The organism is Adhaeribacter pallidiroseus (genome assembly GCF_003340495.1).
Lineage (GTDB): Bacteria > Bacteroidota > Bacteroidia > Cytophagales > Hymenobacteraceae > Adhaeribacter > Adhaeribacter pallidiroseus.
In genome coordinates, this window is sequence record NZ_QASA01000001.1 from 1,711,949 (window position 1) to 1,735,960 (window position 24,012).

Sequence of the window (24,012 nt, forward strand, 5' to 3'; positions counted from 1 at the left end):
TAAATATGGTTTACGGTTGGTTGTTGGTTATTTGCTTACCTAAAGCCACGTTGCCTATTGTATTAACGATGGTGCGTTTAGGACTTTAAAAAAGAAACTATTATTCCGATGTCAGATCAATAAGTGGCAGTCTTCTCTTCAAAAACCGGTTATCTGTTGGTAAGTATCGGGACAAAAATAAACGTAAGGATATTTCAAGGTAATGTTTTAGTTAGCAATAGTTTACAGGTCGAACAACGAACAACTAATAACGACCAACTACTTATTACCATTAAGTTTTATAGGAAGTAGCAAGGGCTCAATTGTTTATTTATATTTATAAAAATAGTACGTTTTTGCACCTACGCAGATCAGGTAAATTCCTTTTATTGACGTTGGTTGATCGTGTTTTTTTAAAAATCCAGAGGATAAAAGGTTAACTGTTTCTTGTGCTCTCTTCCTGATTCGAATTTTAAAAATGGAGGATCCTCATTTTCCTTAATTTAAAAAAACACCCCTAAAGGTATAAAGTAAAAATAGCGACCAGTACGCTAAAGGCTATATTGGTCGCTATTTAATTTAAATTCTACTTTTCGGTTCTTACTTTTCTCCCCGCATAATCTGCAGATGTTGCACCTCGTCTTTAGTTATTAATTTAACCAGGTAAATACCATTTGGGGTATTATCGGCCTCCCAGTAAGCAGTAACGGTTTCGTGCGCTAAGGCAGTACCGGTCGGTAACCGACGTATGAGGGTGCCGTTTAAATCGTAAACTTCCAGGGTATATTCTTGTGACTCGGGTAAAGAAAATTGAATTGCCGTTTTATCTTCAAAAGGATTCGGAAAATTGGTTAGTTTGATTATCTCCGGCAACGATGATTCTGGCAAATAGTCATTTTCAGAAGCTTCATTTTGTGCCAATGAATCCGTGGAAACAACGCTGGAATCCGAGTAAGGAGCGCTTGCAGCCGTGCGGACTACTTTAAAATTTATAGTTAAGGCGGTGCCCATCGTACCGGTTCCACCAGCCAGAGTATAAGGAGTTGCTTTTAACGTGTAGGAGCCTAAACCCAGGGAAACACCCGCAAAATCACCGTTTTGATCGCCGAAAAGGGCATAAGGAGCGGCGGTTTCGGATTTATTAATGGTATACACGCCGCTTACGGCATAAACCAAACTACCTACTTTGCCCGGGTTAGTGTTTGCCCGGATATTTAAATTTTTAGTTGGCAAATTCGTTAAATTAATAATGGTGCCATTCTCAATTGTTTGAATTTCGGTGTCGGAATCTGCATTCATTAAACTGTAACTCACTACCTGTTGCCCTGCGCTACCACTGCTATTTACCGAAATGGTTACCTGGTCAGCGGTGCTGACTGCGTTGGCATTGTCCGTTACAATTAAACGAAACACATAGGTTCCCGCCACCAGATTGCTGACCGTAGGCTTGGCCACGGCTTTGTTGTTAAAAGTAGCCACATTGGGCCCGCTGGCCTGGCTCCATTGGTACTTAGTAATGGTACCATCGGCATCCGTACCGGAACCGTTCAGGGTAAGAGTGCTGGTGGGTAAAGTAATGCTGGTGTTAAAACCGGCCTCGGCTACGGGGGCCTGGTTGCCGCTGGTTTGTTTTATAACCCGGAACTTAACCACCAGGGGTGTACCCGCTACCCCGTTAATGGAAGGAGTAGCCGAAAGGGTATAATCGCCCAAAGCCGGTACCCAATTTTTATAATCGCCATTAGAATCGCCAAATACCGAATAAGGAGCACCGCCTTCGGAACGGGACAAGGTTTGCTGACCACTTAACCGGAAAGCCAGGCTTACCGCGTTGGTGTTGGTATTGGCCCGTACGTTCAGGTTGGTGGTAGGCAAAGTAGCCATGTTTAAGGTAGCATTGTCGGTTAGCTCAAAAAGTTCAGTGTCGGTGGTCGCGTTCATTAAGGTAAAACTTACTACCGGCGATCCGGAGGAATTAGCCGAATTAACGGTAACAGAAATCTGGTCAGCGTTGCTCTGGGCCTGATCATTGTCTCGCACTACTAAGCTAAAGGTATACGTGCCCGCCACCAGGTTGCTTACGGTGGGTTTTGCCACCGTTTTACTGCTAAAAGTAGCCGTATTAGGCCCACTGAGCTGCGACCAATCAAACTCTTCCACCGTGCCATCCGGATCGGAGCCAGAGCCCGGTAAAACCAGGCTGTTGGTAGGTAAAGTAAGGCTGGTATTGCCCCCGGCTGAGGCTACCGGTTTCTGGTTTTCGGAGGGAGAACTTATTACCTGAAAGTTAATTATTAAAGGCGTACCGGCCTGACCATTGTCGGAGGGAATGGCTTCTAAGGTGTAATTACCGGCCGTAGGTACCCAGCTTTCGTAATCGGAACCAGCCGCCCCAAATACAATATAAGGGGCATTTGCTTCGCTACGCTCCAGGGTTTCGGCCCCGCTTAATTTAAAAGTTACGGTTAAATTATTGGTACTGGTATTGGCCCTGATGTTAAGATTGCGGGTGGGTAAAGTGCCTAAATTTAAAACAGCATTATTCGACAGGGTTTGAATATCCGTGTCGGTGTCAGCATTTACCAAGGTAAAACTCTCCACCAACTTATCAGGTTCTGGATCTGGGTCCGGATCGGGATCGGGGTTACTGGTTCCGTCGGAATCCAAAGCTACCAGCCAATAATCCGTTTCGCCGAGCGAGGAACTGTTTTTATCATCGCCGGAGCCCGAAGCGGAAGTTCCGCTCAGCAGGCAATTACCATTATCCAAAGACAGTAAATGATGCAGGTTGTCGTAGCTATCGCCACCATAAGTTTTATCCCATTTTTTGGTACCGGATGCACTAATTTTTAAAATCCAGAAATCGGCAGACCCTTTTGGCGAACTGGATTTATCCTGACCGGCCGGCGAAGTGGAAGTGCCGCCCAAGATAAAGCCTTTATCCGGAGTATTGGCCGCACCTTGCAGGTAGTCGTTATTTGCCCCGCCAAAGGTTCTATCCCATTGCTTGTTGCCATTAGCATCGGTTTTTAATACCCAAAAGTCACTTAATCCTTTCGAGTCACCTGATTTCTCGCCACTGGACGAGCTGTTAGAGCTGCCGGCCAGTAAAAAACCACCATCATTGGTTAGCAAACAGGTTTTAAGGGTTTCTTCCTGGTTGCCTCCGTAAGTTTTGTCCCACTGCTTATTTCCGGAGGCATCAATTTTAACTAACCAAAAATCGCCGTACTGATTACCACCATCCGATTTTTCGCCGCTTTTGGGCGAATAAGAATGGCCCGCCAGAATATAACCGTTATCGGAGGTTGGCTGCACCACTTGTAAAAAATCGTAACTACTGCCCCCGTAAGTTTTATCCCATTGTTTATTGCCCGCGGCATCTATCTTAACAATCCAATAATCCTGTTCGCCCCGCGACCCGGAAGTTTTGTTGTAAGAAGCCCGGCCGCTGGCTGTAGAATTCGAAGAACCAGCCAGAATATAGCCGCCATCGCGGGTAGGACAAATGGATTTCAGGTGATCGTTGCCGGTTCCGCCGTAGCTTTTATCCCAGACTTTATCGCCGGAGGCATTTATTTTTACCAACCAGTAATCATACTGACTCGAAGCGGTAAAGCTCCGGTCGCCGCTCACCGGCGAGTTAGTAGCGCCCCCCAAGATAAAGCCGCCATCGGAAGTTTGTTGGGCCGTTTGCAAATAGTCGTTGCTGCTTCCTCCAAAAGTTTTATCCCAATTTCTGTTACCGGTCGCGTCGGTTTTTACGACCCAATAGTCCTGAGCACCTTTGCTGTTATTGCTTTTGGTACCGCTATCGTTCGAGTTGGAGGTGCCCCCTAATAAGTACCCGCCTCCTTTAATGGGAATAGTAGTAAGCAAAGCATCGGATTGGCTGCCGCCAAAAGACTTGTCCCAGATTTTACGGTAACTGTCTTGGGTGAACCCTTTATGGCCGGAAAAAAAACAAAGCAGTAGCGGTAAAATTACTTGCGTAAATTTTCGGATCATAGAAGAAGAAATTAGATAGATTAATGGTCAAGTTTAGATAGTGGTTAATGCGTTCAGAAATAGATTATAGGTATTGATAAACAAAGCCATAAGTGATGTTTAAACGCAAGGCAATTTGGGCGAAGTGATAATAAAAGGACTCACTTGCATTTAACTTAGGTTAAAATATTTAAAATTTTTTAAAATAGAGGATTAAATCGGCTGTGTAAAGCTGAATTATTTAATCTACCGCCATAAGCTAATTTGCCTCTTATAAAATAAATTATATATTATTGGCAGGAACCTATGGTTGTAGTTTTAAAAGTAAGTTCTTGCAAAATAATAAATTTTATAATTGTTTATAAAAAAATGAAGCTAGATTTGGATATATACTGGTCCATTTTTAGTACAAAGAAAAGTATAATTATAATATATACAAGTGTTTTTAAAGTTAATTAATGGTTAAAATTTAAAATTATTTGAAAAATTATATTTAAAAAGGTTGCATACTTGTTGAAATTATTATAGGTATAACTTACTTGTTGAAAAGAATATTTACTCTAAATTTGTATAAAATAAAGGCTTTTAACCCGATATACTTGCTGGAAAAACTGAGCAGTAAGTAAACTTTCTTGGTTATTTAAGGCGCTGCTTTCTCTAAATAAAACCATACCCCGTCAAATACAGAAGTTTATAGCGGTAGTGTAATCCTGAGGCAGAAGTATAAAGTTTTTTTTTATTAAAACTTCTTATTCCAACAGCAGCAATAGCGGCCAAACCATAGCCCTGGCCAGTCCCACTTAGTAATTTTAAATTTTATCAAACCGTATACTTTGGGTGGTTCTAGCTACTATTATCCATCAGCTAATTTGTTATGACTTACTGGACAAGCCGTTGCATTCTGCAAGCAGATTGCTTAACTTACAAACTGCGGCTGGGCAACCGGAATAACCTTTCATTTTATTAATTATATATGAGCAATGAGGCTTGGTAAACGCTTACTGATTCCCGGGTTGGCGTTATTGGTGGGCTGGTTTACATGGCACAGCACCCAAACAGAAGAACGAGTAGATTTTAACGCGGAAATACGGTCCATTTTTAACACCAAATGCATTTCGTGCCACGGCGGGGTAAAAGAAAGCGCTGGTTTTAGCTTGTTTTCCCGGGCCGATGCGCTCCGAAAAACCAAATCGGGTAAACCCGCCATTATACCGGGCAATGCCGATGCCAGTGAGTTGCTAAAACGCTTATTATCCCATGACGAAGAGGAGCGTATGCCGTACCACGCCGCGCCCTTGAGTTCGCCGGAAATTGTAAAAATTAAAAAATGGGTCAATCAAGGAGCTTCTTGGGCCGATCATTGGGCCTATATTAAACCCCGGAAACCTAATTTGCCGGCGGCTACTAATTGGTCCAACCATCCGGTAGATCGTTTTATTCAAGCCCGCTGGCAAGCTGATACGTTGCAACCCGCCGCGCCCGCGGATAAACCAACGTTGTTACGCCGTTTAAGTCTGGATTTAATTGGTTTGCCACCCACTTTGCCGGAAATGCAGGCTTTTCTGGCGGATAAATCTCCGCGGGCTTACGAAAAACAGGTAGATCGTTTGCTGGCTTCGCCGCATTTTGGGGAGCGCTGGGCGGCCATGTGGCTCGACCTGGCCCGTTACTCCGACACCAAAGGGTACGAGAAAGACGAATATCGCCAAATCTGGCGGTACCGCGATTACGTGATTCGATCTTTTAACCAAGATAAACCTTTTAGTCAGTTCACTACCGAACAATTGGCCGGCGACTTATTGCCCAACCCCACGGAGGAGCAAATAATTGCTACGGCTTACCACCGCAATACCGCCAACAACGACGAAGGCGGCACCGACGACGAAGAGTTTCGCACGACCGCTATTCTGGACCGGGTGAGTAATACCTGGGAAGTGTGGCAAGGCACAACTATGGGTTGCGTACAGTGCCACAGCCATCCGTATGACCCTATCCGGCACCGGGAATTTTACGAATCCATGGCTTTTTTTAATAATACCCGCGACGAAGACGTGCCCGGTGAATACCCTAATTTAAATAAGTATACTCCCACCGAAGAATCGCAGATAGCCGACCTAAAAGCCTGGCTGCAGCAGCAATTGCCCGTTCCGGAGGCAACTGCCGGAGAAAAACAGTTAGATAACCTGCTCCGGTTTACGGAGCCCAAAATTCATCCGCATTCGTTTAGCCAGCTCACCAACGCCGCTCTCGCCGACGGAAAATACCTGGGCGGCGGCCACCTGGGTTTTGCGCGCTTGCAAAAAGTTGATTTAACCGATAAAGCTAATTTGCTGTTGAGTGTCCGTTCGAGTCAAAATCAAGGTACTTTAGAAATCCGGCAAGATAAGCTGGACGGCGATTTGCTGGGGATTTACCAAAATACCAAAACGGGTAGGGGAGGCATTAATATCCGGAAGCTGGTAAAACTTAAACCTACTAGGGGAGTGCATGATTTGTATTTTGTTTTTAAAAATGCCACGCAAGCAAACCCTCAGGATTACGTGTGCCAACTGGAATGGGTATTATTTTCAGAGGCCTTGCCCGGCAGTAATCAGCCGGGTTACCCGGAAACGGAACAAACCATTCTGGCTTTGTTAAATACGCCTACCGAGCAAATTCCCGTGATGTGCGAAAACCCAGAAGGGCTGCGCCGCAAAAATAATGTATTTGTACGGGGAAACTGGTTAACCAAAGGTCCTGAAGTACAACCTACTACCCCCCGGTTTTTACCAAATTTTAAAAATTACCCTAAAAACCGTTTAGGATTGGCACAATGGCTAGTAAGCCAGAATAATCCGCTCACCGCCCGGGTAACCGTGAACCGCTTCTGGGAACAATTATTTGGCGTAGGTTTGGTAGAAAGCCTGGAGGATTTTGGTTCGCAAGGCAGTAAACCTTCGCATCCCGAGTTACTCGACTGGTTGGCGTTAAACTTTCAGCAGAAGCAAAATTGGCAGGTGAAAAAATTGCTGCGGCTGTTGGTGCTTTCTAAAACGTATCAGCAGAGTTCGCGGGTTACGCCGGAGTTATTGTTTAAAGATCCGGCCAACCGGTTGCTGGCCCGCGGACCGCGCGTGCGGCTCACGGCTGAACAAATCCGGGACCAAGCCTTAACCACCGCCGGTTTGCTGAGCCGGAAAATGTACGGGCAAAGCGTAATGCCGCCCCAACCCAAAGGCGTGTGGCAAGTGGTTTACAGCGGCCTGCAATGGAATACCAGCAGCGGCGAAGATGCTTATCGCCGGGCCTTGTACACGTTTTGGCGGCGTTCCAGCCCGTATCCTTCGTTGTTGACTTTTGATGCGGCTGGTCGGGAAGTATGCGTATCGCGACGCATCCGGACCAATACGCCTTTACAAGCCTTAGTAACGTTAAACGATACAGTTTACTTAACCGCCGCTAAGGGATTAGCGCAACACATGCAACAAGCCAGTAAACAACCCGAAGCGCAGATTAAAGCCGGCTATTACCGTGCTTTGTTTAAATACCCCAATGCGCAAACCTTACAAGTGTTAACCCGGCTTTATCGGCAAACAGAGCAACACTACGCAAAACAACCCCAGGAATTAATTAAATTCTTGCCGGAGCCGGCAAAAAATTTAAAAAATTCACCACAATTCGCAGCCTTAACTATCGTCGGTAACGCCATCCTGAACCTGGATGAATTTATTACTAAAGAGTAAAGTTGAAAAAAACTTCTGTTTGGCTGGTTACCGAATAAAAAGTAAAATAAAAGAAACACAGAAAAGAAAAAATTTAAAAAACAGAAATAACCCTTAAATCAGCCAAATAGTTCGGGTTGTAAATGCTTCAACAAGTTATGGTAATTTATGATTTATGCTGAAGCAATAATTTTGAACATCTTATTTATAGAACAACAAATAGCTCATTACGAACAACTATTTAGAGTGCTTTAAAATATAATTGTATGAATCTTTTTGAAGAAGCGTTTTTTCGGCAGAATGAATATTTTACCCGGCGGCATTTTTTACAACAATGTACTACGGGTTTAGGCGCTATGGCTTTATCGTCGCTTATTGGCTGCTCTAACCATAATTCTTTAGCTACGCCGGAAGCCACGGGTGGTATTTTGCGCGATTTAACCAAACCTTTTGCCCCCTTAGCGCCGCATTTTGCTCCGAAAGCTAAATCAGTAATTTTTCTGCACATGGCCGGGGCCCCCTCCCAACTAGAGCTATTCGACTATAAACCTACCCTGCACCAGTTAGATGGCCAGGATTGCCCACCTTCCTTACTCGCGGGTAAAAAATTTGCTTTTATTAAAGGCGTACCGAAGATGCTCGGTCCGCAGGCTCAGTTTCAGCAACATGGCCAGTCTGGTGCCTGGGTATCAGAGCACTTACCGCATTTTTCGAAAATGGTAGATGAGGTTTCTTTCCTGAAAGCCATGCACACCGATCAGTTTAACCATGCGCCGGCGCAATTACTCATGCAAACCGGTAATGCCCGCCTGGGCCGCCCCAGCATGGGCGCCTGGGTAACGTACGGCTTAGGGTCCGAAAACGAAAATTTACCGGGATTTATGGTTTTGCTTTCCGGTGGCAAAGCGCCGGATGCGGGTAAAGCTGGTTTTGGCAGCGGATTTTTACCTACGGTTTACCAGGGCGTAGAATGCCGCCAAAAAGGCGAGCCGGTGTTGTACGTTTCCGACCCTGCCGGCATGAGCCGCGATTTACGCAAACAATCGATTGCGGCCATCAACGAGATTAATCAATTACACTACCAGGAGATGCAGGACCCGGAAATTATTTCCCGAATTGCCCAGTACGAAATGGCTTTCAAAATGCAGGTGTCGGTACCCGAAGTGATGGATATTTCGCGGGAGCCGGCCAGCATGCACGCTTTATACGGCACGGAGCCGGGCAAAGCTTCTTTTGCGAATAATTGTTTGCTGGCCCGCCGCCTCGTGGAACGGGGTGTTCGGTTTGTGCAATTGTTTGATTGGGGCTGGGACTCGCACGGTAACGACCCTACTAACGCCCTGGATAAAGGTTTCGGTAATTTGTGCCGCAACATCGATCAGCCGGTTTCGGCTTTGTTGCAGGATTTAAAAATGCGGGGCTTATTAGAGGAAACGCTCGTAGTATGGGGCGCCGAATTTGGCCGCACGCCCATGCAGGAAAACCGCGAAGGCAAGCAAATGGAATTTAAAGGCCGCGACCACCATACCGAAGCTTTTACCGTGTGGCTGGCGGGCGGCGGCATAAAACAAGGCTATACCCACGGTGAAACCGACGAAATTGGCTACTACGGTGTTAAAGGCCGCACCGATATATTCGACTTGCAAGCTACCATTTTGCACCAATTGGGCATGGACCACGAAAAATTAACGTACGCTTTTCAGGGTCGTAATTTCCGGCTAACCGATGTTCACGGCAAAGTAATAACTCCCATCATTGCTTGAGTTGTCCTGGTTCTTTGATTTTGGAAACTAGCCGGTAATTGAACCAAGAAAGTAGAAAATACTCTCTGTTAAATAAAAATAACTACCAGATCAAATACAGTTTGAATGGATTTGCTTCAATGGTTAACTTTTAACTGTTTACGAAAAAAGCACTGCCGGATAAAGTGGATATAAACACCAGTACTGGTGTTTAGCAGTAAGTTGGGCTAAATTGATAGAATGAATTTCAATCCTAAAGAAGAAATAAATGAGTTATTGACCCTGAACAAAGAAATTGGTTTAAGAATAGACTGTTCCGGAAACCATCTGATGATAGAAAAGCAAAGGAATTCATGGGAGTTCATTTATTGGCTGGTGCTAATTATTGGAATTCCGGCCTATTACATATTGACCGACTACTCGATTAAGGGGTTGATTATTATGATTGCTCTAGCCTTTGCATTTATATATTTAATTTATAATAGTTTACTAGCCTCCAATAGCCTAGTTTTTGATTTAGATAAAAGGATTCTTGCAATCTCGCCAAGAAAATGGATTTACAAGAAAGAGCGAAGATTGCTGTTTGATGAAATTAAAAATGTTTCCTTGGAGCAGAAATCTTTTGGAAGAGGGCAAAGACCTGGAAGAAGACTCAACATAGAAACTACCCACGGACAAATTATTTCAGCAGTAGACTTCAGAAGTGTGTCATTAGCTGAAACAGTAGAGAAGTTTCTAAAAAATAGAATATTTACTAACAGAACAACTTAGTACAATGGTTAGTATAAAAGTCAGCCTCGGCCGACGGCCTCCGCCGCCTTTTATACTAACCATTGTACGCAATCCGGAAAGTACCTAACATGCACTAAATAGAAAACTCCATAAAGTACTGATATTAAATTGTAAATAGACAATGACGCATGAATGACGCATTAAATACAATGATGAAGTTAGAATGATTTTCAGGTTAGATGTAATTTTGTTTCAAACAAGAATAAATTATGAAACAGCCACAATTAGGTAAAAAATTTTAGAGTTAAGACTTGCAAAGGGATTAACACAAAGTGAGCTCGCTGAGAAATGCAATATCGGTTTGAGAACTATTCAGCGGATTGAATTAGCCGAAGTTACTCCCAGGAGTTATACCTTGAAGTTAATTTCTGCAAGCCTGGATTATGAGGTGTTCCACGCATCTGGTAAACCTTCCTTAAAACCCACCCGGATAACTTATAAGTTCAAAATTAGACTTGAGCAGTTATACAAAACTGCTTTGAATTTATTTAGCTTAAAAACGCAGCCATTTCGGAAATCAGCAATTGTTTCTGTTCCATGTATTTCAATCATTCTATTCTTCTCACTTACCGGATTTCAAGAATATGAAGAACTAGGGCCCTATTCTATAGCTCAATTAAATCTTAAATATGTTGATTGGTTTAATGCGGGGCAAATAGATTCTATTGGATTAATGTATCAGGAAAATGCCTGCTTTATTCCTTATAATCATGTAGAGATTCATGGCAGAAAAAATATTAAAAAGTACTATCGCGCACTTTATAATTCAGGTTTCAGATTTTATAAAAATGAATCTAAAGTATTAATGGTGAAGGATTCAATTACGGTTGAAAGAGGTATTTGGCTTGCGAATAACAATATTAATTACACAGGAACTTATTTAGCTCACTGGAAACTCTCTTCTAACGGAAGATGGCACATTGAAAACAGTATGTCAAATGGCGATAATATCAAATAAACGCGAAAAAATAAGGCCAGCGTACAACACTGTGTAAAAATGCGTTGAAACGCATTCTACACCAACCTTTAATATTTCTTTAAATGACCGAACTGGAAAAATACATACAAACGTACTTTGGCGTAAGCAACCAAGACTTGACTGCTATTAGTTCGTTCTTTAAAACCATGACTCTCACTAAAGGCGACTTTTTCCTGAAAACCGGCCAGCGTTCCGATAAGTTGGGTTTTGTACAAACAGGTATTATGCGCGAGTATGTTTATCTGCAAGACAAAGAAGTAACCATATGAATATCCACCACAGGGTATTTTGTGGTAGATCTGGCGAGTTTTATTTTTAATCAACCGGCCCGGTGGAATATCCAAGCCTTAACCGATTGCGTGCTGTACGTTATTGAAACCACCGATTACCAAAACATAGGACGAATAATCCCGCATTGGACCGAGCTGGAGAAGCTTTTTATAGCCAAATGCTTTATAGTGTTGGAAGACCGCGTATTACAACACCTTTCCTTATCCGCGGAAGAACGCTACGAGCAACTTTTTAACTTTAATAAAGAATTATTTAACCAGGTACCCTTACAATACTTGGCTTCTATGTTAGGGATGACTCCGGAAACGTTTAGTCGGATAAGAAAAAAAACAGCGGCAAAAACTTCTTGATTTTTGTCAAGAGCAAACCTTGATTTTGTGCGGAACTTTACAGCGTTCATTAACCAAGAACGACAAAGTCAAAATCAATTTTATTCACCGCAAAAATCCTCCTGGTAACTGGAGGTTTGCTCTAAGCAACCAAGTAATGAAAGTCATTAACCCGAATGCACCCGTAAAATGCAGCAAATCAATAACTATCAATACCGATAGTAAAACCGTCTGGGCCATATTAACGAACATCAACCACAGGGCCAATTGGCAAAAAGAGATTAGCCAACCGAAACTTCATGGCGAACTCAAACCCGAAACAACTTTTGATTGGAAAATCAGTGGTGCCAAAATCTATTCTACTTTACACACGGTCAAGCCTAACAGTCAATTTGGTTGGATCGGCAAAACTTTTGGCATGTTTGCTATCCATAACTGGACATTAACCGAAGTAGACGGAAAAACCACGATACAAGTGGAGGAAAGTATGTCTGGTTTATTAGCTAGTCTATTCAAAAAGAACTTTAATAAAAGCTTGGAAAAAGGGATGCAACAATGGCTTTACTTACTAAAACAAGAATGTGAAAAGTAAACCAAGTAAAAAGCGGTTGCTATCCGTTTGGCTGAGTAACTAGAGTTAATGGGATTTACAATTTTAATTATACTTCTTTACCTTTCCTATTCCACTTTTACTGTAAAGTTTGAAGTATCGGTTTCCATAGTGCCATTTTCTAATAAATAAACCACTGCTTGCAGGCGGTACTCACCGGTTTTCGCAATCTTAGACGACCACATGGTCATGGTTGAATCGGGATTTGAATAAACAGTGTCTCTCGGTCTAGAATTATCGGAAAGGTTTGTAACAACACAATATTGCTTGATTTTTAATTGTTTCAAGTGAGATGCATCCGGAATAATCCAAACCTGAGAAAATGCTTTGTTTTGTTTAGCGATGATGGTTTTTTTAAATGTTGCTTGAAAAAGCCGTCCTTTTTGTTGCAAGAGGTTACCATTTATATCATATTCGCGGAAATACATTACTTTTTCCCTTAAGTCATAAAATTTAAATACTTTAATTTTGGTAGGATAAGCAGTTATCCACCATTTTCCGTCGCGTAAAAGGGCCGTTGAATCTTGAAAGCCATCATAAAACGCTATATATTCCGCAAATTTTTTACCTTTTAAATAATAGGCCTCTGATTTTTTTATTCTGCTGGGGTAATACTCCGATTGAATCCCCTGCTTGGTATCATTTACATAAGTAGATATGGCATGCAATCTTCCTTTCTCATCAAAAGTATAAACTTCTCCATTTTTCATCCCATTAACCAAGGGTGCTTTTAAACGCATGATATTAGATTTATCAAACTGAAATAAAGTATTGTCTTTTATCTCTTCTCTGAAATCGTTGTGCTTATCGGAACAAGCTAAAGGCAGCAGTATAGTAATGAGAAAAGTAAAAATTACCCCCTTCATAAAAGATGATTTTATGAGAAATTTAAAAATTAAGCTGTTTTGAATTAAGTAACAGGACAAAATTAAGTTGATAAAATCCTGAGTTTAAGCAATTGATGATTAAAGGTATAACGATCGAATAACGAACAACTAAAAACGACCAACTACTTATTTTAAAATATACTGAGTATTTCTTCTATCTGGTTAGTTACTTCTATTACTTGCCCAACTGGCAAATTTCCCAGGTGAAGCTCCCCAATACGCACTCTTATTAAACGCAAGGTTGGAAAACCAACGGCGGCCGTCATTTTGCGGATTTGCCGATTTTTGCCTTCGGTGAGCGTTAGGGACACCCAGCTTGTAGGACCGTGCCGGTCGTCGCGGATTTTTCGGGCTCGGGCGCTAAACTCCGGGTTAGAGGCTAATTTATAAGCCGCGCAAGGCTTGGTTTGGTATTTTTGGTTCCGCACACCGATTTCTACGCCTTGTTGCAGTTGGGCAATCGCTTCCGGAGTAATCAGGCCATCAACCTGGGCAAAGTATTCTTTCTCCATTTTACTACTGGTAAAGAAAGTACTTACTTTTCCGTCGGTGGTGAGCAGCAATAAACCTTCGCTGTCTTCGTCTAAGCGGCCAACGGCCATGGTGCCATCCGGAAACGGGTATAATTCACCTAAGCGTTTTTTCTTGTTTGCTTCTCCCACAAACTGGCTTAAATAACCATAAGGCTTGTGCAGCTTAAAATGGCGGTGCAACATTGCCATAATCTAAATAATTTAAGATTAGAAAAAGCAAAGATAAGCAGGGTTTCGCTTTAATAGGCACTTTTCTATTCTTGCAAATCGCTACGGTCAGCAGTTAATGGCGCCTCCAGGCGACCTTTCTGAGGTTAATACAATATCTTCAGGATCTCAAGTTAAAATTTAACCAGCCTAAAGCGTTCTAAACTCTATCCGAATAACCAAAAAAAGAGCCTTTAACTATAAAACAAGTTTATGTACACAACCGGCAAATGATTGAAGCTTAACTTAAGACAGCTCTTTTATTCTGGGTTATTTCTCCAGCCTGGAAAAGGCTCCACGGGTAAGCTGCTAGGAGTACACCCCGCAGCCAGAATAGGGTGGATTATGTATACTATAGCATACGTGCAGGCATAATGCTAGCAATTAAGAATTTTTACATTCATATTTACTAAGCACGCCAATGCAAAATTTAAAAAAATACACAAATGCATATCACTTACCAAATAGGCGTTCTTCCAACGGTAACACAAGTAACCGCGCTGTATAATGCAGCCGGGTTACCAAGACCAACCCATGACCCGGAGCGAATGCAACAGATGTATGCTCATTCTAATTTGGTGGTAACGGCTTGGGAAGGCGATACGTTAATCGGAGTTTCCCGGTCCATTACGGATTGGGTCTGGAGTTGTTACCTGGCCGATTTAGCCGTTGACCCAAGTTATCAAAAATCCGGCATTGGTAAAAAGCTGATTCAGCTAACGAAAGAAAAAGCGGGAGAACAATCGATGGTGTTGTTGCTTTCGGTTCCGACGGCCCTGGAGTATTACCCCAGAGTAGGTATGCAAAAAGTAGAAAATGGCTTTATCTTACCCCGGGAAAAATAATTATAGCCCTATTTTTTTTAATTTTGGAAGACGCCTTTTTTAAATTTATCGTCGTTTAAGCGCCTAATTACGCGGGGACCTTTACTGCTTACCATAATTTTAAAAATATGGCCGAAAAGCTGTTGCAGCATTTGCAGAAATTTATAGTAGTACCGGCAGAAGCCAAGCCTTTAGTTGCGGGCAGCTTGCTGCCGTTCCAAGTAAAGAAAAAGCAGAATTTGCTCGAAAATGGCCAGATTTGCACATACAATTATTTTGTAGAAAAAGGTTGTTTGCGCTTATTTTTCATAAATGATAAAGGAATTGAGCAAACCACGCAGTTTTCCATTGAAAATTGGTGGTTATCGGATTACTCTTCTTTCTCCAGGCAGCAGCCCAGTACTTTCTTTATTCAGGCGGTAGAAAATACTACGGTGTGGGCTCTTAGCTGGCAAGCGCAGGAACAGCTTTTTTTAAATTTCCCGCCGCTGGAGCGGTATTTCCGGTTGGTGTACCAAAGAGCTTACGCCGCGGAACAGTGGCGGATAAAATATATTTATGATTTTTCGAAGGAAGAGATGTATCAGCATTTCAGTTCCCACTATCCGGGGTTTGTACAACGAATCCCGCAGTATTTACTGGCTTCTTTTTTAGGTTTTACCCCAGAATATTTGAGCGAAATCCGGAAAAAGAGCATTTCTTAAACCAGTTTAAGTTTTATCAGGCACCACCTGCATAGCTTTGTTTAAAATTAAATCCTAAAGCTCTAAGCTATGAACAACCGTGTTAACATTGCCGAAACAGAACCCCAGGCCTACAAAGCCATGTATGCCTTAGTAAATTACCTGCAAACCACACCATTGAACAAAACTCGGTTAGAACTTATTCAGGTAAGAGCCTCCCAAATAAACGGTTGTGCTTTTTGTTTGAATATGCATACCAAAGATGCCTTAAAGAACGGCGAAACGGCTCAAAGGCTTTTTTTGTTAAATGCCTGGAGAGAAACTAATTTATTTACCGAAGAAGAAAAAGTAATTCTGGCTCTGACAGAAGAAGTTACGCTTATTCACCAGGGTGGCGTTACCAACGAGACCTACCAAAAAGCAGAACAACTCTTGGGTAAAAATTATGTGGCTCAGGTGATTATGGCAATAATTACCATTAACGCCTGGAACCGGATTGCCATTGCCACCGAGTTGCCGGTTGGTTAATTTAAAAAAATCCTGGTTCTGAAAAGCAAAACCTTCACGAAAGTATATGTACTAATAGTAATAATTAATTAGCAGATGAGATAAAGCGGAAGAATCTAAGGGCACGTTTTTTATACTACTTCATCCCTTTACTTTTTTAAATTTTGATGGTTTAGAAACTAAAATCCGCGGTTAGCTGCAAAATTTCGTATTTGAATTCTTGCGCAGCTGCTCTTTGGGTAAGTCCTATGTGGTTAAAGCCGTGCGTAAAGCGGGCGTTTAAACTTATCTGCTTCCAAGCTTGGAAACCTAACCCACCCGTAATGCCGATACTACGTTCTTCGGTGCCGTGCGTAGAATTGGTAGTTTGTCCGTTACTTTCTTCTTCAGCCGCAATTAATAAATCAAACTGAGGACCAGCCATTAATATTACTTTTGGTATAATCCGGTATTTAAGCAATAGCGGCAAAGACAAATAGCTATGCTTGTAATGGGTGCTCAAGTTGCGGTTCTCGCCGTTAAATTGGGCATATAAGTATTCTTGTTGCAGGGAAAAGTTATAGGGTAAGGGAACTTCTAACGAAAAACCAAGCAGAAAACCAGGCTGCCACGAAGCCTCCACCGGAACCATGGGCGGCGGGTAGCCTTTGTTGAAATTCATATTCGAGTAGTTCATCCCGAATTTAAACCCAAAACGAACAGACCGGTTTGAATCAAATACCTCATCAGTTTGCGCTAAACTATTGTAATACAAAAAACAAGAGAGTAATAGCAGTAAAAATTTTTTCATTTGCACGGAAAGCTTATTCGTTATTTAGGTTATCGGTACCAGGTTAAGCATTAGAGCCGGCTACAAAAATGAAATAAAACGGCATCGGAATGTATGCTGACTACTTCCAAAAATTATTTTTCAACTTTTTCCCCACTGATAAAAACCCCGTTCAGTTTTCTTACATTCCGGATATCTGTCAAAGGATCAGCATCTAACACCAAGAAGTCGGCCCAGTTGCCCCGGGTTAAGGTGCCGACATTTTTTAAGCCCAGGTAATGGGCGGCATTTTTAGTTGCGGCTGTAATAATTTGACGAGGAGTAAGTCCGGCTTCGGCCATCATTTCCATTTCCAGGTGCTCAAAGTAACCCATAAACCGGGCCGGCATGCCACTATCCGTGCCGAACACAATGGGAATACCTTGGTCGCTTAGTTTTTTTAAATTGGCCATGGCCGTAGGCAGTTGCTGCTGATACGTTTGGGCGCTTTTGCTTTGGCGCATTTGCGATTGGCGCGCCGGATCTATTAATGGTTGGATGGTAAGACTATCGTACTCGCGCCGGAAGAAAGGGTCCTGAAAGAACGCGGCCGTATCGCCGTATACAAACGTGGATAGTTCGCGGGTGAGGGTAGGGCAATAGCCTGCTTTCTTCTTTTTTAAAAGTTGAATAAAGGCGGCATCTACCGGTTGGTCGCGCACGCTGTGGGCCAGTAGATCTGAACCGGCCAAAAGTAAATCCCGGGCATCGGCCAGGGAATATAGGTGGGTAGCAATCTTGTAGCCGAGTTGGTGCGAACGTTTAATAACCGCCCGGTATACGGCAGCCGGCATCTTGGGTGCTGTTCCGAGCTGGTCATCTACCCGGATTTTCATGAAATCGACACCCAGGCGGTGATTTTGTTCTACTACGGCCAAGGCTTCGGCGGGAGTTTTGCCGGTAATTACCTCGCCGGCAATAAATAACCGGGCCCGCTGCGTGGTGGTAGAATCGTGGATGGCCCGTAAAGGTTCGGCTTCTTTTTTATCACCTCCCAAACTTACCACGGTGGTGATGCCGTAACGGCCATAAAGTCCCAGATTATCTAACAAATTTTCCCTAGAGTAGTGGCCCGGTTCAATTCCTTTTACATCACCCACGTGTCCATGCCCGTTGATTATGCCCGGCATAATAAACTTACCGGTTACATCCTCAATAATCGCCACTTCCGGGATTTTAACTTTGTTTCGGGGGCCCACGGCAACTACCTGGCCTTTGCGAATCAGCAGCACCCCGTCTTTAATTGGGGTACCTCCCTGGCCATTTAGGATAGTGGCCCCGGTAAATGCCTGATAACCAGAATCAGATGTTGTTTGGTATATCTTACCCGAACTACAAGCCGAGATAAATAAGAATAAGCAAACAAGTATGTAAGTATGTTTCATGGCGGCGAGTATAAACCTGTTTTTAATGCGAGTAAATACAGCTTGTCATACGGCCAATGAAAGGAAATATACCGGGTGCGCTTCATTAAATTTAAAAAAATTAATGAAGAAGGTGGAAAGATAAAGGAAACAGTACATTTACTACTCACAAAAACAGCAGTAGCAGTTTTAGAACTAGGCCGTTGCTTGGAACAGGATTAAAAAAAATACTTCCTTATGACCAAATTTCGGAAAAAGGTTATTAAAAATCTAAAAATTTAGGATTTGTGATTGTTCAGGGTCTGTTTTATTGTTTCAAAGAAGTATTTTGCCCGCCCGTTTTCACGCCGCTGGGCAAAGTGATTTTCCAGATATGCGCGTTCGATCGGCCCGCGTATTCCATAATGTATACTTCATTCCCGACCAACACCGCATCCACCGGAGCATTAAAGTTTTCGACTAAGCGATAGGTTTTTACAAAATAATTATCGGTGGCCGGGTCGTAGGATAATTTTAAATGCAGTAAATCGCGTCCTTCTTTCCGGAGGAGGTCGTTGGTGCCGGCTCGGCCTCCACCCGTATAGCGCATCACAAAACCGTCGCCTTTAAATTCATCCGAAAGCACTTTTTTAGTATCAAAAAACAAAGCTAACGGCGAAGAGTGGGCGTTAAAAGTACTTACCGCCTGACCGGTAAGATCGCCATCTGTTACTTTACCAGATGCCACATCGCGGTACTCATTGGCAGCCGGTCCCAGGTTTTGCACCCCCGGCGTAAATTTAACCCCTGCAGGTGGTTTGGGAAACGTAGGATCGTCGTGGAAATATTTTACAATCCAAGCGTGGGCGGATTTACTGATAAACGGATCTGTTTCGGGGCTTGGATTCCAGCCGGGATACTGCTGCGGATTATCAATCCCGCCAAATACCCAGGGAAAACCGTAATGGCGGCCCTGCCGGAGCCAGAACATATCTTCGGGCGCATCATAGTCCGGCGAGTTCGAAACACCGAATAAATTACCACTCGGGTCAAAAGCCATATCAAAGACGTTCCGCACCCCTTCGGCAAACAAATAACCATCCGCTTTTAATTTTTGCACGTCATCGGGCAAAAGTAAGTTTTTGGCATCGATGGGGAAGCGGTAAATTTTAGCGGTCAAGGCATTATCGCGGGCGTTGGGGTAAGCGCCCCGGTTATCCTGTACTTCGCCGTGGTCGGTGCGGGCTCCCGTATTCACGTAAATATATTTCCCATCCGGACTTACTTCCAGGGCATTCCAGCCGTGGTCGAAGGTAGTGGCATTGGTGCCGTATTCTACCGTATTAAATACTTCGGTTAAGGTAGGTTTACCGGCGTTTCCAAAATCGTAACGAACGAGCCGGCCGGTAGTGCCTTTGCCATTATTGACGGAAGTGTTACCGCATAAAAACAAACTGTTTTTGTAAAAAACGGCCCCTTGCAAACGGGTAATGCCATGGTCAGTCGCCGAGAATACTTTTTGGTAACGAGCGTCCTTTTTATCGATGTTGCTGATTTTGTACACGTCACCTTCAAAAGTATTGTACCAGAATTCGCCGGTTACTGGGTGCCGGAACAAACGAATGGCCGAGGGACCTATTTCCATAACGTGCGACACCTTAATATCCGGGCGTAAGGAAGTCGGGGTTTTTATCTCCGGACCTTCTTTATTAGCCTCGGCGGCTGGGGTGTTGGCAGTAGAGGCGGGTGGAGCTGCCGGCCCAATATTTTGCTTAGGTTCCGGCGATTTGGTAGCGGCAGTTTTGGTTTCTTTAGGAACCGAAGGAGCCGTAGTGGGTTTGGTAGTTGGTTTGGCAACGGCATTACCGGCCGGAGCCGCTGCCGTAGCGGATTTATCCGGAACTTCCCCTAATTTGCGCAAATAAGCCACCAACTGCCATCTTTGCTCTTCCGATAAAGATTCTTTAAAAGGCGGCATATTGCCCCGACCTTCCGCTAATTTCCAGAACAAGGCCCCATCACTTTGTTTTTGCACCACCGGGGCATGGAAATTAGCCGGTTTTATTCCCATAGCTCCTCCGGCGGCCCCGTCGCCGTAACCGTTTTCGCCGTGGCAAGGCGAACAATACATCACAAAAAGCTCTTCGCCCTGGGTTAAAGTAAGCGGCTCTACCGGATAAGGATTTTTAATTTTATCGGCGGAAGGCGGGGCTACCCATCGGCCACCATCCTGCAAAATGGTAGAAGAGCCTTTATTGGATATATAGGACGAAAGAGCGCAAGTAGCAATGCTAGCGGCTAATAAATACGGGATAAATCTTGGTTTGCGCATGGATAATTTAAAAATCAGCACTTAGGGCTTCGCCAAAAAATTAAAGATTATGAATCAGAAATAAAGGTCTAAAAAGAATAACTGGAAAATTTTGGCTAGCCAATACTATAACCCCGAGCCAAGGCATAAAATTTAAAAAACTTATATCCTCTAGAAAACTGGCTAGTGCTTTATTGACTTTCTAGAATTTCTGTTTTACCTAACTTTAGTACTTACCCAAAAGAACTGAAAATGGCTGGTGCAGAAACAACCAACAACCTAAAAACTACGAATCCCGGTGCCGCAATTATTTTGTCTGTTCGGCTAAGTTTTAATTTAACATCTTATAATATTAACCTCATTGTCAGAAAGGAGCATTCATTGTCTTGGTGCTTAACTCGATAAAGGCGGCCCGATTGGTACAAAGATGGTTTGGTGCGAACTGGGGTAAGCGTATTTTTTGGCGGTGAATTTAGCCGTTAGGTATTCGCCCATGTGAATGTCCCCGGACATGGTATCGCCGGAAACTTTTCCGGAAAACGTAAAGTTAATGCCGTCGCCGGGAGCGTGGTACATGCTCCGGAACTTTACCTGGTCGCCCTCCATGGTGCCCGACATATCCCGGATTTCAAAGTCGCCTTTGTGCGAGCCTTGTATCCAGTTGCCGTCTTGTTGTTCAATAAACAGAGTATGCTGGCTCTGGCTATTAAAGAATTGAATGGTCGCATCCCATCGGCCGGTAATAGTGGTAGCAGGAGCTTTTAATGTAGTCACACGGGTAGGGCGTTTCCGGGAAAGTGCGTCGTAAATGCGATCGGCCACAATCTTATCGTTGCCGGGTTGCATCATCCAGGAGCTAATCGATAAACCGGTTACATTTGGGTCGGGCGTGCCGTTGCGGTTACCGTTGTAGGTACTCAGGGCAATGCGGGGTTTAGTGCTCGACAATTCGTTGGCTACGTCTATCCCGATAATGTTTAGTTTGGCGGGATCCCAGGAAATAATTAGAGTAGGAGTACGGTTGGCTAAGCCGGTTGGTTCTTTTACCGAGGTCTGTACGCCATCAATTTTTTTAACCCGGTTGGCAATGGTATCTAAATAGCCCATCCAGGTTTTGTATTCTTTGTCATGGTCGCGTTTTACCCAGGTTTCCACGGCGGCCAACATACCCATTACTTCTTCGCGGCCTACTTTATTGTCGCGGCCCGGACCGTGGTGCGGAGCGCTGGCCTGCCAGGCCGCCATTAAAATATCCTTTTTACCTAATAATAAACCGGCGCATTGCGGTCCACGGATACCTTTACCCCCGCTGTAGGCTACTACCGAGGCTCCTTTCTGCAAATGTACGTTCGGGATGGTTAAAATCTCGGCGGCCGCATCTACCAGAATAGGTACATTCTTCGGTTTGGCAATGGCCGCAATACTTTCCAACGACAAAGGGCCCGATGCCGGTAACCCATCGGCGTTGGCGTAGATCATGGCCGTACGCGGGCTAATGGCACTGCGCAACTCGTCTTCTGAGTCTACCATAATAATTTTTACCCCGATGTTGCGGATGGCGTGGTCGTATACGTTTCGTGAGTCTTTCGGAATAATTACTTCTGTTTTATCAAACCCGGCCAGGTCCGGAATGCGGATCAGTTTTTCCGGGTTGCCCCCGGTGACGCAAGCGGCGGTTACGTGTTTCATCCCGGCCGCACAACCCGACGAAACCATGCCCCATTCGGCCCCGGTAATTTCCGAAAGCCGTTTCCCCACGCCCATGGCCAGTTCATCTAATTGCACAAAAAAACGACAGGCATATTCCATGGCTTCCCGTACTTCCGGCAGTTCTACCGATGCCCCGATAATGGTAAAAGTACCGCGGCAATTAATAATGGGTTCTACCCCAATCGATTGGTAGATATTAGGGCCGGCTTTGAGCGGACCGGCTATTTCGGGGCTTTCGGTGCGCTTCATGTAATCTAACAAATCAAATTCGGTAGGCGCGGCCGGGTGGGCCATCGCTGATTGACCCGCGGCTACTACCCCGCTAATCGGTAAAACGGACAAGCCTTTTAAAATATCTCTGCGTTTCATATAAATCAGGTAAAATGAGGCGGTTTCTATCTAAAAATTTAAAAAAATAACAAGGTAGTACGTAAGAATACGGGACTTTTTAAGCCGGAACAAACGGTAACAAATTACAAATAATACAGGAGAAATACACGGATATCCCCGTAAGCGATCAGAATTTACACTCGCTAATTTTTCCGGAATGCTTCTGTTTTTTTATTTTAAACGCTGGTACTTAACCAGCTAAGATTAACCTTTACCAAAAGTTTTTGGTGCTTTTATAAAGACACGCCGCCAGGGCGCAGGGGTGAAAAGAAATATTAAAAAAGGGGAGAAATCAAGTGAAAAATTTATGGAAGTTTATAAAAAGTAGTTCAATCAGAAAATAGCAAATGTAACAAGAACCAGTATCCTTAATAACGTGTCATTTTAACTACCCTGCCGCTCTAAATAATCTATTTTATTGGCAATAAACAGTCTTAAAATTTTGGGTTTTCACCTTAGCTGTTAGGCTAAAGAAAAGTTTACTTGAATGGCATTTGCGCTGCTGCCTAATTTTATCGGGTGGTTACTCCCGAGCCTGGCTACGGAAATAGAACATGGTACTGCTGTTAGTTGGCACCAGCTAGTAAGGGGCATCAACTAGATAGGGCACGGAAGTAACTTCCGCGCCATAGAGTAGCCATATTGCCATAGTAGGCGTTGAAATAACTAGGGATTTTTCAATTAAAAGAATGGTCCAACACCAAGGCCAGTATGGCAAAAGTTTCGGGATTGAGGCGCAGGCGGAGTAATTGCATGGCCCGTTGTTTCTGGGTTTTTACGGTGTTGATGGAAATGCCTAAAGTAGCGGCAATTTCGTGGTTTTTCATGCCTTCCAGGTAGCCCATGCGGGAAATACGCTGACAGCTTTCGGGTAAGGTTTGCATAGCCTGGTGAATTTCCGCTAATACTTCCGACTGAATAATGTGGTTGATCACGGTGGCATCTTCTGCTTCCAAAGGGGCAAAGTTACTCTTATATTTTTCCACCACCTTTTCGTGGCGAACAATATTTAAGCTGGCATTTTTAACCGTAGAGTAAAGGAAATTTTTAATTGCCACCGGATTCTGGGAAACTTCTTCTTTATGATCCCAAAATTTAATGAAGGCCTCCTGCGCGGTGTCCTCGGCTTTGGTTTTGTCACCTAAAATCTGAAAGGCAAAATATACTAACCGTGGGTAGTAGTTTTTAAAAAATTGTTCAAAAACTTCTTCCTGGGATAGTGCGACCAAGTCAGGCTCAGACTTTAGATTTAATTTCATAACCTTAAAGATTGGTAAGTTAAAATTTAAAGTAATTATAGTTAAAACTATTAAATAATATTAAAAACAAGATAATTTTTAAAGATAAATTTTAACAAAAGATCTACTTCTTTAATAAACCTCTAAAAATTTTAAGCTTA

18 protein-coding genes are annotated in these 24,012 nt (G+C 43.4%); 10 read left to right on the top strand and 8 right to left on the bottom strand.

Going from position 1 to position 24,012, the window contains the following annotated elements:
• Window positions 1-579 precede the first annotated feature (579 nt).
• Complete coding sequence (locus AHMF7616_RS06580; protein ID WP_115372168.1) at window positions 580-3,987, bottom strand: T9SS type A sorting domain-containing protein; 3,408 nt, start codon at window positions 3,985-3,987, stop codon at window positions 580-582.
• Window positions 3,988-4,946: 959 nt separating this feature from the next.
• On the opposite strand from AHMF7616_RS06580, the gene AHMF7616_RS06585 reads away from it, so the two are divergent.
• The 7 genes from AHMF7616_RS06585 (at window position 4,947) to AHMF7616_RS06610 (ending at window position 12,392) form a co-directional block, all read left to right on the top strand.
• A complete protein-coding gene (locus tag AHMF7616_RS06585; RefSeq protein ID WP_115372169.1) occupies window positions 4,947-7,688 on the top strand; it encodes a DUF1553 domain-containing protein in 2,742 nt (913 codons plus the stop codon).
• A gap of 245 nt (window positions 7,689-7,933) precedes the next feature.
• Window positions 7,934-9,430: a DUF1501 domain-containing protein gene (locus AHMF7616_RS06590; protein WP_115372170.1), complete on the top strand. Its 1,497-nt coding sequence runs from the start codon at window positions 7,934-7,936 to the stop codon at window positions 9,428-9,430.
• A 219-nt stretch (window positions 9,431-9,649) separates the two neighbouring features.
• Window positions 9,650-10,180, top strand: a complete 531-nt coding sequence (locus AHMF7616_RS06595) for a PH domain-containing protein (RefSeq protein WP_115372171.1) — start codon at window positions 9,650-9,652, stop codon at window positions 10,178-10,180.
• Window positions 10,181-10,556: 376 nt separating this feature from the next.
• A complete protein-coding gene (locus tag AHMF7616_RS06600) occupies window positions 10,557-11,159 on the top strand; it encodes a YybH family protein (RefSeq protein WP_233507361.1) in 603 nt (200 codons plus the stop codon).
• A gap of 83 nt (window positions 11,160-11,242) precedes the next feature.
• A complete protein-coding gene (locus AHMF7616_RS27020) occupies window positions 11,243-11,449 on the top strand; it encodes a cyclic nucleotide-binding domain-containing protein (protein WP_233507364.1) in 207 nt (68 codons plus the stop codon).
• Between the two features lie 21 nt (window positions 11,450-11,470).
• Complete coding sequence (locus tag AHMF7616_RS27025) at window positions 11,471-11,821, top strand: Crp/Fnr family transcriptional regulator (RefSeq protein WP_233507365.1); 351 nt, start codon at window positions 11,471-11,473, stop codon at window positions 11,819-11,821.
• Between the two features lie 136 nt (window positions 11,822-11,957).
• On the top strand, window positions 11,958-12,392 hold the full coding sequence (locus AHMF7616_RS06610) for an SRPBCC family protein (RefSeq protein WP_115375488.1): 435 nt from the start codon (window positions 11,958-11,960) through the stop codon (window positions 12,390-12,392).
• 86 nt (window positions 12,393-12,478) lie between these two features.
• On the opposite strand, the gene AHMF7616_RS06615 is transcribed toward AHMF7616_RS06610, so the two are convergent.
• Together AHMF7616_RS06615 and AHMF7616_RS06620 are read right to left on the bottom strand one after the other, a co-directional pair.
• A complete protein-coding gene (locus AHMF7616_RS06615; protein WP_115372172.1) occupies window positions 12,479-13,276 on the bottom strand; it encodes a toxin-antitoxin system YwqK family antitoxin in 798 nt (265 codons plus the stop codon).
• Window positions 13,277-13,428: 152 nt separating this feature from the next.
• The gene (locus tag AHMF7616_RS06620; RefSeq protein WP_233507367.1) at window positions 13,429-14,019 is read right to left on the bottom strand and encodes a pseudouridine synthase; all 591 of its coding nucleotides are present in this window, start codon (window positions 14,017-14,019) and stop codon (window positions 13,429-13,431) included.
• A gap of 464 nt (window positions 14,020-14,483) precedes the next feature.
• Between AHMF7616_RS06620 and AHMF7616_RS06625 the strand changes: the two genes are divergently transcribed.
• The 3 genes from AHMF7616_RS06625 (at window position 14,484) to AHMF7616_RS06635 (ending at window position 16,072) form a co-directional block, all read left to right on the top strand.
• Entirely contained in the window at window positions 14,484-14,882 is a 399-nt protein-coding gene (locus AHMF7616_RS06625; protein ID WP_115372173.1) for a GNAT family N-acetyltransferase, read from the top strand.
• A 107-nt stretch (window positions 14,883-14,989) separates the two neighbouring features.
• The gene (locus tag AHMF7616_RS06630) at window positions 14,990-15,565 is read left to right on the top strand and encodes a Crp/Fnr family transcriptional regulator (protein ID WP_115372174.1); all 576 of its coding nucleotides are present in this window, start codon (window positions 14,990-14,992) and stop codon (window positions 15,563-15,565) included.
• Window positions 15,566-15,634: 69 nt separating this feature from the next.
• A complete protein-coding gene (locus tag AHMF7616_RS06635; RefSeq protein ID WP_115372175.1) occupies window positions 15,635-16,072 on the top strand; it encodes a carboxymuconolactone decarboxylase family protein in 438 nt (145 codons plus the stop codon).
• Window positions 16,073-16,223: 151 nt separating this feature from the next.
• Here AHMF7616_RS06635 and AHMF7616_RS06640 read toward each other — a convergent pair whose 3' ends face one another.
• From AHMF7616_RS06640 to AHMF7616_RS06660, 5 genes are all read right to left on the bottom strand, one after another.
• Window positions 16,224-16,841 carry a porin family protein gene (locus AHMF7616_RS06640; RefSeq protein ID WP_115372176.1) on the bottom strand — a complete coding sequence of 206 codons (618 nt, stop codon included), beginning with the start codon at window positions 16,839-16,841 and terminating at the stop codon, window positions 16,224-16,226.
• Window positions 16,842-16,954: 113 nt separating this feature from the next.
• Complete coding sequence (locus AHMF7616_RS06645) at window positions 16,955-18,244, bottom strand: amidohydrolase family protein (protein ID WP_115372177.1); 1,290 nt, start codon at window positions 18,242-18,244, stop codon at window positions 16,955-16,957.
• A gap of 286 nt (window positions 18,245-18,530) precedes the next feature.
• On the bottom strand, window positions 18,531-20,534 hold the full coding sequence (locus AHMF7616_RS27030; RefSeq protein ID WP_233507369.1) for a c-type cytochrome: 2,004 nt from the start codon (window positions 20,532-20,534) through the stop codon (window positions 18,531-18,533).
• Window positions 20,535-20,906: 372 nt separating this feature from the next.
• Window positions 20,907-22,592: a PLP-dependent transferase gene (locus tag AHMF7616_RS06655; protein ID WP_115372178.1), complete on the bottom strand. Its 1,686-nt coding sequence runs from the start codon at window positions 22,590-22,592 to the stop codon at window positions 20,907-20,909.
• A gap of 698 nt (window positions 22,593-23,290) precedes the next feature.
• Window positions 23,291-23,872 carry an RNA polymerase sigma-70 factor gene (locus AHMF7616_RS06660; protein WP_115372179.1) on the bottom strand — a complete coding sequence of 194 codons (582 nt, stop codon included), beginning with the start codon at window positions 23,870-23,872 and terminating at the stop codon, window positions 23,291-23,293.
• Window positions 23,873-24,012 lie beyond the last annotated feature (140 nt).